This is a genomic window from Mesobacillus subterraneus (assembly GCF_000934845.1).
GTDB lineage: Bacteria > Bacillota > Bacilli > Bacillales > Cytobacillaceae > Mesobacillus > Mesobacillus stamsii.
The window spans coordinates 1-14,336 of record NZ_JXIQ01000195.1; the positions used below are offsets into that span (position 1 = coordinate 1).

General features: G+C 36.6%; 11 protein-coding genes and 1 pseudogene. 10 read left to right on the forward strand and 2 right to left on the reverse strand.

The window, feature by feature from the left end; translation table 11 throughout:
- Positions 1–88 precede the first annotated feature (88 nt).
- Positions 89–1,363, reverse strand: a complete 1,275-nt coding sequence (locus UB32_RS18430; RefSeq protein ID WP_044396559.1) for an NAD(P)H-dependent oxidoreductase — start codon at positions 1,361–1,363, stop codon at positions 89–91.
- A gap of 942 nt (positions 1,364–2,305) precedes the next feature.
- Positions 2,306–3,253, reverse strand: coding sequence for a sugar-binding transcriptional regulator (locus UB32_RS18435; RefSeq protein WP_044396561.1), 948 nt, complete (start codon positions 3,251–3,253; stop codon positions 2,306–2,308).
- Between the two features lie 239 nt (positions 3,254–3,492).
- Between UB32_RS18435 and UB32_RS18440 the strand changes: the two genes are divergently transcribed.
- The 10 genes and pseudogenes from UB32_RS18440 (at position 3,493) to tnpA (ending at position 14,091) form a co-directional block, all read left to right on the forward strand.
- Positions 3,493–4,473, forward strand: coding sequence for a thiamine pyrophosphate-dependent dehydrogenase E1 component subunit alpha (locus UB32_RS18440; protein WP_044396562.1), 981 nt, complete (start codon positions 3,493–3,495; stop codon positions 4,471–4,473).
- A gap of 23 nt (positions 4,474–4,496) precedes the next feature.
- Positions 4,497–5,495 carry an alpha-ketoacid dehydrogenase subunit beta gene (locus UB32_RS18445; RefSeq protein WP_044396564.1) on the forward strand — a complete coding sequence of 333 codons (999 nt, stop codon included), beginning with the start codon at positions 4,497–4,499 and terminating at the stop codon, positions 5,493–5,495.
- 18 nt (positions 5,496–5,513) lie between these two features.
- Positions 5,514–6,854 (forward strand): dihydrolipoamide acetyltransferase family protein, encoded by a 1,341-nt coding sequence (locus tag UB32_RS18450; RefSeq protein ID WP_044396566.1) that lies wholly within the window; start codon positions 5,514–5,516, stop codon positions 6,852–6,854.
- Between the two features lie 10 nt (positions 6,855–6,864).
- Positions 6,865–8,250 carry a dihydrolipoyl dehydrogenase gene (gene lpdA, locus UB32_RS18455; RefSeq protein WP_044396571.1) on the forward strand — a complete coding sequence of 462 codons (1,386 nt, stop codon included), beginning with the start codon at positions 6,865–6,867 and terminating at the stop codon, positions 8,248–8,250.
- A 199-nt stretch (positions 8,251–8,449) separates the two neighbouring features.
- On the forward strand, positions 8,450–10,525 hold the full coding sequence (locus UB32_RS18460) for a BglG family transcription antiterminator (RefSeq protein ID WP_044396573.1): 2,076 nt from the start codon (positions 8,450–8,452) through the stop codon (positions 10,523–10,525).
- The gene (locus UB32_RS18465) at positions 10,522–10,971 is read left to right on the forward strand and encodes a PTS sugar transporter subunit IIA (RefSeq protein WP_044396575.1); all 450 of its coding nucleotides are present in this window, start codon (positions 10,522–10,524) and stop codon (positions 10,969–10,971) included. The genes UB32_RS18460 and UB32_RS18465 overlap by 4 nt, the downstream gene beginning before the upstream one ends.
- Before the next feature lie 52 nt (positions 10,972–11,023).
- Positions 11,024–12,385 carry a PTS galactitol transporter subunit IIC gene (locus UB32_RS18470; RefSeq protein WP_044396576.1) on the forward strand — a complete coding sequence of 454 codons (1,362 nt, stop codon included), beginning with the start codon at positions 11,024–11,026 and terminating at the stop codon, positions 12,383–12,385.
- Between the two features lie 20 nt (positions 12,386–12,405).
- Positions 12,406–12,690 (forward strand): PTS sugar transporter subunit IIB, encoded by a 285-nt coding sequence (locus UB32_RS18475; RefSeq protein ID WP_044396577.1) that lies wholly within the window; start codon positions 12,406–12,408, stop codon positions 12,688–12,690.
- Between the two features lie 130 nt (positions 12,691–12,820).
- Positions 12,821–12,991 (forward strand): hypothetical protein, encoded by a 171-nt coding sequence (locus UB32_RS20120; protein ID WP_157841640.1) that lies wholly within the window; start codon positions 12,821–12,823, stop codon positions 12,989–12,991.
- Positions 12,992–13,753: 762 nt separating this feature from the next.
- Positions 13,754–14,091: pseudogene (gene tnpA / locus UB32_RS18485) on the forward strand (IS200/IS605 family transposase).
- Positions 14,092–14,336 lie beyond the last annotated feature (245 nt).

Below are 14,336 nucleotides of genomic sequence, written 5' to 3' on the forward strand. Positions count from 1 at the left end.
AATCTTTAGTTCCGTCTATATATCTAAAATAATATATTATTTAGTATAATATATTATTTCATCAACCAACATGAGGACATTAACATAGTTAAATATTTACCAAAGTCTTTGAAGGAAATAATTGGTCCTGTAATGATCTGAGTTTCCAAACTGTTGTGGAAGGATCTAACTCCACATCATCATTGGTCAAGAAATGCCCCGCTTTTATATTCCGTTTTGCCACTACCTTTCCACTAATTAATCCAATAGGAATGTGGTTATTTTTCCGCATATCTTCATGAGTTTCCAGAACCCCTCGTACACAATAGCCTCCAATTCCATCCAGGGGTTCTCCAGCTTTGATGTCCTTTTTGGTTACAGTTACAGTTTCTGAAATAGGAGCCCCTAATGGATGAATTGAGGTACTATGTTCTAAGACCGCTTTTGCAATTGTAATTGGTGTTTCCAGACTTGCTAGATGATATGGCCGATACAAAGTGTAATGAGGACCATGATTTGGATGTACTTTTAGCAAGTATTTTAGTTCCTCATTAACTGGTTCTAGCTCACTCTTAACGATGACAAAAACTCCTGGAGCTAAACCATTTACATATTCAACAACACCCAAGTTGTTCAATACCCCGCCATTTTCCTTTAGATTTAATTTTTCAGCAACATTATTTAGATTAGCATCTACACCATGCATTCCGACTTTATCTGGAAGAAGACCAATAGCATTACTCAATAAATTCATTTCTGCCATTGTCTTTGTTCCATCTTGGAAGGCAGCCAACATATGTGCACTCATATTTTTTTGGTTTGCCTCAGCAGTACAACTATCTGGATTAGCCGTTGGGATTAATGGGTTATTTTTCCCTTTACCAGCTACAACAACATCAAATCCCATTGTCTTTGCAAATTCATACAACTCAACAATAGCCGCTGGCTCGTCTCCCGCTGATCCTGAATATACTAGTCCTGCAGAGGTAAATAATTGATTCATAACAGATCCAATGGTAATATCAACTTCAACATTTAATAGAACTAAATGTTTTTTGGACAGTAATGCTTCCAAAGAAATATTGGCCCCTACTTCAGGGACACCCGTAGCATCGACAACAACCTCCACCTCATTAGATTGCACAATTCTTCGAAAGTCATCTGAAACAAGCGTTGCAACTATTCTTTTTTCTTGAGATTGATAGAAATTCTTTGCTTTAAGAGCAGCACTTTTGTTAACATCACAAATTCCTGTTACTACCATTCCTGGAATCTTTGATATTTGAGAGATTAAACCATACCCCATCTGCCCAGCTCCAATTATGCCTACTTTAATTGGATGGTTTTCTTTGTCACGCATTAACAGCTTTTGATAAATAGACAAAGCATTATCCCCCCATCTAGTTAATAAATGTTTCCACTTTCATTCCGTTACATTTGTTACAAGTTAAAACATATGTTACAATTCGGTTTAATTGTAAAACCAAAAGAAAACGCTGTCAATACTTTTTGAGAAATTATTTAGATAATTCTAAAAATATAGTTAGGATGCTCAGGAAAATACCTACAACGCAAATGTTGTAGGTAATTTAATGCATAATGCTTTTTTAAAATGCTTATATTCAAATAAACACATCTGATATTTATGTTGTTTATTAAAGGCAGCATCAGTCAGATTACTTCTTTCAATCAACACTCCCACAACTACTTTTTTAATAACTTACCTCTATTTTTGCATTCCAGATCAAATTCAGTGAGAGGATGCCCTTCGCGTATTAGGAAATTATTGAACTAAGAATAGAGAGAGCTTATCTATATTTTGATTTCAATTCTCACCGGGAGGGCACTCTAGGTTTGAATAGGTGCTGATAGCAGATGCGGTTCTTGACAGAAGCATAGTGTATGATTCTTATAAGATTCTAGTCGATATTGAAGTGGCAATATAGGGACGTCATGGTTTGTGGGGTGAGAAAATCATTCCAAGAGAAGTTAAAAGTGAGTATCAAAGTATTTCTTTCACAGATATTTGCCAGAAGAAGTGATGATGAAATAGCAGATAGTTTAATAACAACTTGTGTATGAGACGAGTAAGCTTGTTTTGATGAACTGGTTCATTGGGCAATTTAAGTATAAGGCGAACTATTAGAAGATAAACGATTTAGAAAGAATCAGCAGCCATTGAAATGTGGATAAAACCATTTCGCTGGCTGTTCACCTTTTTTTCATGATGCGTGGCGCTCCTTTACTGGCTCAAACTTTCGCACTTCCGGGTCAATCTGTCTGCAATATTCAATTAGCAAAGTATCAAATTAAGTTATTGATTTCTTCACTCTTCTTTCAACAAATTCATGGCTGTTTGTTCATCGGTTATTAAAACGTTGATGTACTTCCCTTTTAAAGCAGCAAGAATACTTTCTGTTTTATGAGAACCAGCCACCACAGCTATTACTGTCTTTATGTTTCTTAATTCTTCTAAAGAGATACCAATTGTTTTTTTATCGAGTAAGTTATCTACAGTATGACCATTCTGATCGAAAAATCTAAACCCCATATCGCCTGCAACACCCATACTTTTTAACCGATCAATTTCATCCCTTTGTAAGTAACCAATTTTCTCCAAGGTGGAAGCTTTATATGGGTTTCCAATACCGGTAATTGCAATATCTGCATTTCTTCCTTCTTCTAATACTTCGTTTATATCCTGCATCACCATTAGTCGCTCTCTTAATTCCTGTGTTTCTACTATCGCTGGTGCGTAGAGGTATGAGCATGTCCCACCCATTTTTTTAGCGAGTTCATAGGCAATTTGGTTTGCATGAATTTCAACTCTTTTTCGGCCCATGCCACCTTCTAAAGGAACCACTTTTACAGCTTCTCTTAATTCATAAGGATACTCCTTGACAAGGGCAGCTAATGTAGTTCCCCATGATACAGCTATTGTTTTAACATTTTTCATATTTTTTGATAAATAATAGGCCCCTGCCTGAGCAACTGATTTGGTAACCATATCAGGAGTAAGACTAGATATTGGTACTACTACAACATCAGTTAAATTAAACCTTTTTTCTAAGCTTTTTTCTAAATTGACTGTATGAACACTTTCATCCTTAATAAATATCTCTATTATTCCTACCTCTTTTGCTTTTTGTAATGACTTGGAAATAACGGGCCTTGATACACTGAATTTTCTAGCGATTTGTTCCTGTGTCCAACTGTCATTGTAATAGAGATTAGCAATCTTTACTAACTGTCTTCTCTCTTCCCAGCTTAGCATTATTTTACACTTCCTTTAATTTGGCAGATAAATTAAAAATGTTTATCCTTAATACATTTGTAACAATAGAATATTAATTATATAAATAAATGATAATACAATGCATTAGTTTTGTCTATATCCTGTAGTTTTAAGATAATTCTTACAAAGGTATTAAATACCTTGACTTGAATTAATAAGGAATATATTATAATAACAAAGGTAACTATTAAGAACATATGTAATTAGGAGGTAAAGAAATGAACAAAACAGTGAAGCTTCCCCCACAAATTACTAAGGAAAGGTTAGCGGATTTGTATAAGGAAATGTGGTTGATTCGGTACTTTGATGAAAAAGTAGATGAATTTTTTGCTAAGGGTATGATACATGGAACCACCCATCTTTGTGTTGGTCAGGAGGCAACAGCGTCGGGTGCTATTTCTATGCTGAAAGACATCGACAAAATCACAAGTACACATCGTGGTCATGGACACTGTATTGCCAAAGGTGGAGACGTTAATAAAATGATGGCTGAGTTGTTTGGCCGGACTACTGGATATTGCAAAGGTAAAGGTGGATCGATGCATATTGCAGATGTTGAAACTGGAAACTTAGGTGCAAATGGTATTGTAGGTGGAGGAATTCCTTTAGCCGTCGGTGCCGCATTAACATCGAAAATGAAAAAGGAAGAATACGTTGTCCTTTGTTTCTTTGGGGATGGTGCATCTAATGAAGGGAGTTTTCATGAATCTATTAATCTTGCATCCATTTGGGATTTACCAGTTGTATTTTTTTGTGAGAATAATCAATATGGAATGTCTGGTTCTGTTAAGGAAATGACAAATATAGAAAACATTGCAGACAGAGCAAAAGGATACGGTATTCCTGGGGAAGTAATTGATGGGAACGATATTCTAGAAGTTATGAACGCTGTAGATGAGGCTGTATCAAGGGCTCGAAACGGGAATGGACCATCAATTATTGAAGCCAAGACCTATCGTTGGAAAGGTCATTCCAAAAGTGATGCTAAAAAGTACAGAACACGTGAAGAGGAGAAAGAGTGGAGACAGAAGGATCCAATTGCTCGTTTTAAGAAAATGTTACTCGATAAAGGGATTGATGAAAAGTACTTAGATAGTTTGCAAGAAGAAGCCAAAAAAACGATTGAAGACTCTGTTGAATTTGCGACTAATAGTCCAGAGCCTTCATTGGATTCTTTGATGGAAGACGTGTATGCCTAATATTTGAAAAGGGGGAAACCTTCGTGAGGGAAATAACTTTTTTAGAAGCTGTTAGAGAAGCAATGAGCCAGGAAATGCGACAAAATCAAGACGTTTTTATCCTGGGTGAAGATATAGGTGTATATGGAGGGGCATTTGGAGTTACTCGAGGAATGATTGAAGAATTTGGACCGGAGAGAGTTAGAAATACTCCGATTTCTGAATCGGCGATTGCTGGTGCTGCTATAGGGTCTGCTTTAACAGGTATGAGACCTATTTTAGAACTGCAGTTTTCTGATTTCATTACAATTTCGATGGACCAAATGGTTAACCAGGCGGCAAAACTTCGCTATATGTATGGTGGAAAAGGAAAAGTCCCTATGGTTTTAAGAACGCCAGCTGGGTCAGGAACAGGCGCAGCGGCACAGCACTCACAAAGCTTGGAAGCATGGATGACACATATCCCTGGGCTGAAAGTTGTTCAACCATCAACAGCCTATGATGTAAAGGGACTTTTAAAAGCTGCTATTGACGATGATAATCCAGTTATTTTTTATGAGCACAAGCTTCTTTATAAAACTAAGGGTGAAGTTCCTGAAGAGCAGTACTCCATTCCGTTGGGGAAAGCGGATGTAAAGCGTGAAGGGACAGATGTAACTATCGTTGCAACCGCTATTATGGTTCATAAAGCCTTAGAAGCAGCTGTTGAACTTGAAAAAGAAGGAATTAGTGTGGAGGTCGTTGACCCTCGCACATTAGTGCCATTAGACACAGAAACTATTATTGAGTCTGTGAAAAAGACAAGTAGATTAGTAGTTGTTCACGAAGCTGTAAAACGAGGAGGATACGGTGGAGAAATTGCTAGTGCTATCGCCGAGAGTGACGCATTTGATTATTTGGATGCACCAATTAAACGAGTTGGAGGTAAAGCCGTTCCAATCCCTTATAGCCCGAAGTTAGAAAAAGCAGCGGTACCGCAGGTGCCTGATATTATTGAAGCGGTAAAGGAAACACTAAACAAACGTATAGTAACATATGCGTAAAGAAGGGGGAGAGTTGGTTTGGCTAAAGAAGTTTTTATGCCCAAATTGAGTAGTACAATGCAAGTGGGGACCTTACTTCAATGGTTTAAAGAAGAAGGTGACAGTGTGGAAGTTGGAGAGCCCCTTTTTGAAATCATGACAGATAAGATTAATATTGAGGTTGAAGCATATGAGGAGGGAATCCTACTTAAACGTTATTTTGATGAAGATGCGGAAGTCCCGGTTAACCATGTCGTCGGGTTTATCGGAGAAGAAGGAGAAAAGGTTCCTGATTCTCCACCTGGTGAATCAAGTTCATCTATCCAAACGGTAGAACAAAGTGACTTAAATAATGAAGAAGCGAAGCGTAAATCCACAGAACCAATTATTGAAATAGAGGAAAGGGAATCAGGAGAAAAAGTGCGCGCTACTCCAGCAGCTAGGAAATTAGCTGGAAAAGAGGGTGTTCGATTGTTTGACGTTTCTGGTTCTGGACCTAATGGCAGAATCCATGTAGAAGATGTGATTGATTATCTGCGTTCTAGTCCGAAAGCCACTCCATTGGCAAAGAAAGTGGCAGATGATAAAGGAATTGATATCTCACAAATAGCTGGCACGGGACCTAATGGTAAAATATATCGTTCGGATGTAGAAGGGAACGAGGTTGTGCCTTCAACTGATGAAGGGACAGATAGTAAACGAGTGAAACTAGACAATATAGGTAAAGTAGTTGCGAAAAGGATGGTTGAAAGTGCCCTAACCGCACCTCATGTGACCATAACGACTGAAATTGATATGACTGAAACAATCTCGATGCGTAAACAATTGCTAGATAAAATAGAAAAGAAAAATGGCTACCGTTTATCCTACACAGAAATTATTATGAAAGCCGTAGCGTACACACTAAAGAAACATCCAATCGTTAATGCTTCCCTTCAGGACGATGAGATTGTTATGCATAAAGCTATTAATATTGGATTAGGAGTAGCGGTAGGTAATGGATTACTCGTTCCAGTTGTAAAACATGTTGATCAAAAAGGATTAGCTAGATTGACGGAAGAATGTAAGACATTAGGGAGAGAAGCGAGAGATAATAAGCTGAACCCTAACTCAATGTCAGGTGGTACCTTCACCATTAGTAACTTAGGAATGTATGCTGTTGATACATTTACACCTATTATAAACCAACCAGAATCAGCAATCTTAGGGGTAGGGAGGATTAATGATAAACCAGTTGGTATTAACGGTGAGATAAAGCTAAGACCAATGATGACACTTAGCTTATCGTTTGATCACCGTATCATTAATGGTGCACCTGCGGCCGCCTTTTTAACTGATTTGAAGACCGTTCTTGAACAGCCATTTGAATTATTAGTATGAGGGGTAGATAATCTTGGAAAAATATGAAGTAGTCATAATAGGCGGCGGTCCTGGTGGGTATGTTGCTGCGATTAGAGCAGCAAAACTAGGAAGAAAAGTGGCCTTAGTTGAAGCGGATTATTTAGGAGGAACTTGTTTAAACCGTGGATGTATTCCTTCTAAAACCTTGCTAAGACATGCAGAGGTTATAGAAAATATCAAAAAAGCAAAGGCTTGGGGAATTGAGACAGGGCCGGTGACCTTTTCTTTCCCGAAGATGCTAAAACGTAAAGACCAGGTGATTAATCAGTTGAGAACCGGGATAGGTTTCTTATTAAAGCAGGGTAAAATTGATGTGTACAATGGCTACGGTGAGGTCCAATTTAACAAGGAAATTACGATAAAATCTAAAGATAAACAAGAAACGATTTATGGGGAAAAGATTATTCTGGCTACTGGATCAACACCAATTGTACCGCCAATTGAAGGGGCGAATGAAACACCTTATCTTACAAGTGACACGGTATTTGATTTAGAGAAAGTGCCAGAATCCATTGTTATTATCGGTGGAGGTATTATCGGGGTTGAATTTGCAGGTATTTTCTCAAGCTTAAATGTGGATGTGACCATTGTCGAGCTGGCAGATCGGATTATCTCTACGGAAGACCCTGAGGCATCAAAAGTTTTAAAAAGGTCGTTAGAAGCAAAAGGTGTTAATATTTTTACGAAAACAAAGGTTGTTAAACTAGCGCAATTCGAAGGGAAAAAGCAAGTGCACATTGAAAAAAACAATGGCAGTACCGAAGTGATTAATACGGATTCGATTTTGCTATCTGTTGGTCGTAAACCAAACCTTGCTGCTTCTAAAAAATTATCTTTAGAATTGGACGGTCCATTTATTAAAGTGAATGAAAAAATGCAAACAAGTATTTCGTCCATCTATGCTGTCGGTGATGTGATTGGAGGTTATCAACTAGCTCATGTTGCTAGTGCTGAAGGACTTGTGGCGGCAGCGAATGCTAGTGGTGAAGAAGAAACAGTCAATTATAAAGTAGTTCCACGTTGTGTTTATACAAACCCAGAGATAGCAAGTGTTGGGCTATCTGAGGAAGAATTGAAGAAAAAAGGCATCAAATACAAGGTGGTAAGAGTTGATCACAACAGTAACGGAAAAGCATTAGCCCTTGATGAAAAAGAAGGGTTTGTAAAGCTTCTGGCAGATGAAAAGTATGGTGAAATACTAGGAGTAACTATGATTGGTCCACATGTGACAGAGATGATAACCGAACCGTCTGCATTTATCCACTTGGAAGGAACAGTTGAAGAGTTGGCCAGTATGATTCATGCACATCCATCTATTTCTGAAACTCTCTATGAAGCAGCAGCTTCGTGGTTAGGAAAAGGAGTGCATCATTAACGTTAGATGGTCGTTCGGAGGCCCTTCGTTTTTGTATGAACGTTTGAGAATACTAAACGGAACTAAATATTTAGCCAACTATTCCTCTGTGTCAATAATTGATTAAAAAGTAAGACAATTTCAGGGATAAAGTTCTTAATTTGAAAGCGCATACAAAACTGGTTTACGATGATAAAATAATGAGTAAGGAGAACTCTGAATGTATCTTGATAAGAGAAGTAAAAATATTCTGGAAGACCTGATCAGTCATCCGAATATGTCTAGTAAAGATATAGAGAGTAAAACGGGACTTACGAGAAGACAAATAAAATATAGTGTGGAAAAGATTAATAGTTGGCTCAAGGTTAACAATTATCCTACAATATCAAGGTTAAAAAATGGAAAATTCATTATTCAACCAGTGTTAGCTGAATTGCATGCAAATGACAAGTTAAGGATTGCGAAAAATTATATATTATCTGAAGAGGAAAGGGTTTTATTGATCCTTTTTATACTCTTAGCTCAAGATGATTTGTCATTAATTCATTTTACACAGGCTTTGAAGGTTAGCAATGTAACGATTCTAAGCGATATGAAAGAAGCCAAACAAAGAGTAAAAGACTTTGGTTTAGAGATTATCTATTCCCGAACGGAGGGATACCAACTATTTGGGGAGGAGTGGATTCAACGAAATCTTTTGTATTACATTTTGAACGAATTAAGTGACAGGTATGCTGGGCTCGCCTTAATTCAAGACTTTGCTATGTTAGATGAAAAGAAGCTTGATTTTATTTTTTTACAGTTAGAAAAGATCGAGGAATTTCTTGGAATTAAGTTTACAGATGAAAAGCTGCAACTCTCACCATACTGCATAGGAATTATTTTAGAAAGGGTAAATAGAGGAAACATTATTACTTTTGATTTCCAGATTCAGTATAAAGAACTTTCTGATACGAAAGAATACGAAGCCACTGAACACCTTATTAAGTATGAAAAAAACTTACCTGAAGTCGAAAGGCTCTATATTACATTACAGCTTTTAGCTACAAATATATTTTCGGGCGAAGTCCTATCCGAAAATGGTTTAAAAAATGCTTTGATAGAAACCATCCAATTGTTTGAAAAAAATGCTTTTATTGAGCTAAGAAATAAAGATTATTTAGTCAATCGACTAATGTTACATTTAAAACCAGCTTATTATCGAATTAAATATAATCTAACTAGTTTTCATGACACAGTAGTTCAACTAGACAAAGCATATGTAGAACTTGATTACATTGTTGGAATTTCTTTAGGTCCACTTGAAACATATATTAATAGTGAAATCCCGACAAATGAACGATTTTATATAACGTTATTTATTGGCGGGCACCTAATTGAAACCAAACAAAGTTTGGTGGAAAGAAAGAAAGCGATTGTAATTTGTCGCAATGGTGTCACGGTTTCGAAACTACTGAGAAACACGTTAACAAAATTGTTTCCAGAGTTTTATTTTTACGAAACAATGTCTGTTAGAGAATTTTACGAAAGGAACCCAAATGATGTAGAAATTGTTTTTTCTCCAGAACCAATTAAATCTAATGCAAACGTTTTTATTATTAATGTATTTTTATCTGAAAAAGATCAGGCTCTACTAAGGCAAAGAGTAATGAAATGGATGTATGGTTTCAAAAGTGAAACCCTAGATTTACAACGATTACTTAGTATTATTGAAAAATCTGCTGATATTCACTCTACCGAAAAACTAAAGGCTGCTATCCAGGAATTTTTTTACCCAAGCAAAAGTGAACCTTTTATTGAAGCGCAACAAGATAGGAACCCGGATTTAAATCAACTCATTAATGAAAATACAATTCAAATGATAGATACAGTCTCGGATTGGAAAACCGGCATACGTTTCGCGGCAAAACCATTGATAGATAATCATTCAATAACAAAAGATTATGTAGAAACAATGATTATGTCGCATGACTTTAACCACCCTTATATGATTTTAGGGAAATCAATGGCTATCCCGCATGCAAGTCCAGAACATGGTGTGAACAAACTAAGCATGAGCTTGTTAGTTGTGAAGAATGGTGTGTTATTTTCGAAAGATCATAACATTAACTTTATTGTTATTATTGCACCAACCGATGCTACCCAGCATGTTAAGGCAATTTATCAACTTAGTAAGCTCGCAGAAAATGAATTAACATTACAGAAACTTCTTGTTGCAAATAGTAGTAGTTCCATTGTGGAGACCATAGAAGATTTTCAATTAGTTATTCAAGATAAAAAGGAGGGCTCATTATGAAAATAGATGATGAATTAATCTTAATTAATCTTGAAGCTGAATCAAGAGAAAGAGCTTTGAGTGTACTAGGTAACCGATTATATGAAGAAGGTTATGTGACTGATGATTTTGTTGCAAGTGTAATGGAAAGAGAAAAAGTGTACCCGACAGGATTGCCGACAAATCCATATGGGTTAGCCATCCCCCATACGGATGCGGACAAAGTGATAAAATCCAAGATAGCGTTTGCTACATTAAAAGAACCGGTAAAATTTTCATCGATGAACAACCTGAATGAAGAAGTCGATGTCAAAATAATCTTTATGTTGGCTTTAAACAATCCTCATGAACAACTAGAAATTCTACAAAAGTTAACTGGAATTTTTCAAAATAGTGATGCTGTTGAGAGAATTGCTAAGGTAGAAAGTTCTGAAGAATTTCATGAATTATTAGGGTCGTATAATTAAAAAAGGTGGTAATGATTTATCCATATAGAAATGCTAAAGGGAGGATTATGTAATGGGTGTATTACAGTGGTTTGTTGACCTAGGTGCAAGCGTTATGTTACCAATCATTATTTTTGTTTTCGCATTGGTATTAGGAACAAAAGTAGGTAAGGCGTTTCGTTCTGGTTTAACTGTTGGTATTGGATTTATTGGTATTAATTTGGTTATTGGATTATTAGGAAACAGTTTAGGGCCGGCCGCTCAAGCAATGGTAGAAAATTTTGGTGTGGAATTGAGTATAATTGACGTAGGATGGCCCGCAGCTGCAGCTATTTCTTACGGTACAGCATTAGGAAGCTTAGCAATTCCGATTGGTATTGGATTAAACGTAATATTGCTAACTTTTGGTCTTATGCGTACGCTTAACGTCGATGTTTGGAACTATTGGCACGCTGCTTTTACGGGTGCATTAGTGTATGCTTTAACTGGTAGCTTTCCAATTGGAATTGCAACAATTGTTGTTCACTTAATGCTATTATTCTTGCTTGCTGATTTAATACAAAAAGATATTGAAAAGTTTTACGGATTTAAGAATATTACTTTCCCACATGGAACATCTATACCATCCTATATTATAGCTAAACCATTAAACTGGGTGTTTGACCGTATCCCCGGCTTTAATAAGTTAGAAGCAAATCCAGATACAATTCAAAAGCGTTTAGGAGTTTTAGGAGATTCAACTGTTATGGGTGTTTTGATTGGTTTGATCATTGGTATTTTAGCTGGATATGATGTTAAAGGAGTGCTAAACTTAGGGGTTCAAACTGGTGCGGTTTTGTTACTACTCCCACGTATGGTATCTTTACTTATGGAAGGGCTTTCGCCAATTTCTGAGGCTGCGGGTAACTTTGTTAAGAAGCGCTTTCCAGGAAGAGATCTATATATTGGTATGGATAGTGCACTAGCAATTGGACACCCTGCAGTATTATCAGCATCTTTGTTAATCGTGCCAATTACCTTATTCTTAGCGGTTATACTTCCAGGAAATAGAGTACTACCATTTGCTGACTTAGCAACTATTCCATTTATTATTGCATTAATGGTACCTGTATTTCGAGGTAATATTATTCGAACCATCATTGGTGCTTCTTTATACATCGGTGTAGGTTTATATATTGCCACTTGGGTAGCTCCATTGTTAACAAGTGCAGCAAAATCTGCGAACTTTGATATGGGCAACAACCAAAGTATATCTTCTTTAGTAGATGGCGCTGTGTGGACAACATTCCTATTTGTTTGGCTTCCTAAGATTTTCAGTTGGTACAGTATTGCATTAATCGGGGTAATCGTATTAGGATTAATGATTTATATTAATAAAATTAAAGTAAAAAAAGTAATAGGAGTAGCTGAGGATCCAACGGCAAAACTTAATTAAATGGGTAGGGGGAAAGCAACATGAAAAAACTTTTGATTATGTGTGGAACAGGAGTGGCAACTTCCACTGTGGTTACGGGAAAAGTAAAAGAGTGGTTAGAACAAGAAGGTTTAAAAGATAAGGTAACTCTTTACCAATCTAAGGTGGCAGACGAAATTAACAGAATTCATGAGTATGATATTGTAGTTTCAACTACTATCGTCCCAGATCATGTAAGAGACCATGTAATTGACGGACTTCCACTACTAACAGGAATGGGAATTGACGAGATGTATGATGAAATAAAAAAGAGAATTAATAATTAATAAACTATGAAAAAGCAGGCTTTTGTTAAAACGTAAAGTCTGCTTTTTTTTTAAGATAACCCGAAATTTTATAAGGATTCCCGTATTCGCAAAAATGGAGGACGGCAATACCTCTGAAGTGAAGTGGAACATGAAATTCATCAAAAAGCTCCGGGAAGCCTTAAGCAAGGAAGATTGGTTCAAGCTCCTGTATCAGGCGGATTCTGCTCTAGTGACGAAGGATAACCTTGATGGGCTCGTTGACCATGAGCTTAACTTCCTTTCCCGGCTTCTAATACAATCAGCCTTTCAGGAGAATTAAAAATCAAGGCATGGGAAGAAGGAAACTAGGTGGATATCGGGAAGCTGTCTGCCAAAAAGGACGGGGCCCATTACCGTTTCCATGCCTATGAATGGGAACTCTGGTGGCCGTGGGCTTAAGAGATTCCGTAAAGAAAAGGTTCGCAAAAAGAAAAAGAAGATAGTAAACAAAATGTATGCTCCAATAGTGGTGGAGGATAACTATCAAGAAGGGAAGTACGGCTCTTTTTTACGATTGCAGTAACTTCCCGAAATGTAGGTATACTAAGCAAAGCAAGTTTCATAACGCATTTTGTTATTAGGAAAAAGCTCATTACTATAGAAGAAAAACGACCAATTAGGCTTTTCTCATTCAGGTAGAGAAGCCATTTTTTTCGGTTTATGGCGGGAAAATTGCTCTAAAATGAAACGAGAAACTATCAGGAAAAAAGGGAAAAAAACCGCATTATATAATAATTGAGAGTTATGGAGAAAACCATTGTTTTTAATGAAATCTTGTCCATGATCTTGTCCTTTTTTGATGGATTTAGAGGAATACACCACCTAACTCCAGATTAAGCCCCACGCTAAGCGTGGGAGATCAGAAATGGAAGTGCCTTTACGTATAAAAAAGTCCTCCTCTGCTATAAAAACAAAGGTTTCGCAGGCCAATGTCATGCAGAGGAGGACGTCCATAATGGATAAATCAAGTTTATCATATACAAAATGGAATTACTTGTACCATATTGTGTTTATTCCTAAATATAGGTAGTAATGTATTGTAATGTATGGAAAACTCAGAGAAGATATTCGAGAGATCATTAGAAAACTATGCGACTATAAACGCGTAGAAATAGTGGAAGGGGGCGTTTCAGTTGACCATATCCATTTATGTGTAAAAATTCCGCCTAAAATAAGTGTATCAACGTTTGTGGGGTATTTAAAAGGAAAAAGTGCTTTAATGAATTTGATCAGCATCCAGAATATAAGCAGAAAGGAAATAGGCACTTTTGGGCACGAGGTTATTATGTGGATACGGTGGGAAGAAATGAAGAAGTAATAAAGAAATACATTAAAAATCAAATTGATGCAGATTTGATAGAGGATAAAATAAATCATTGATAGTGACCGGCCTGCGAATCACGTCTTTAAGGCGTTGAAAGTATCATGCCCTTATAGGGCTAAATCAAACCACCTGTTGAACAGGTGGTTTGTGACTTTATCAATTTTTAAAGGACTTTTTATTAAAATAAAAAAATATTGGTGAAAATAATTGAGTTTTTTTAAATTAATTCCATACTATATAAATGGAATTAAAGGATTTTAGGAATATTCGTCCAATTATTATAGGTAAATAAAACCTATGG

Coding starts and splice junctions, on each gene's coding strand:
- UB32_RS18435 (WP_044396561.1), bottom strand. CDS start 3,253: ATGCTAAGCTGGGAAGAGAGAAGACAGTTAGTAAAGATTGCTAATCTC.
- UB32_RS18440 (WP_044396562.1), top strand. CDS start 3,493: ATGAACAAAACAGTGAAGCTTCCCCCACAAATTACTAAGGAAAGGTTA.
- UB32_RS18460 (WP_044396573.1), top strand. CDS start 8,450: ATGTATCTTGATAAGAGAAGTAAAAATATTCTGGAAGACCTGATCAGT.
- UB32_RS18465 (WP_044396575.1), top strand. CDS start 10,522: ATGAAAATAGATGATGAATTAATCTTAATTAATCTTGAAGCTGAATCA.
- UB32_RS18470 (WP_044396576.1), top strand. CDS start 11,024: ATGGGTGTATTACAGTGGTTTGTTGACCTAGGTGCAAGCGTTATGTTA.
- UB32_RS18475 (WP_044396577.1), top strand. CDS start 12,406: ATGAAAAAACTTTTGATTATGTGTGGAACAGGAGTGGCAACTTCCACT.
- UB32_RS20120 (WP_157841640.1), top strand. CDS start 12,821: ATGAAATTCATCAAAAAGCTCCGGGAAGCCTTAAGCAAGGAAGATTGG.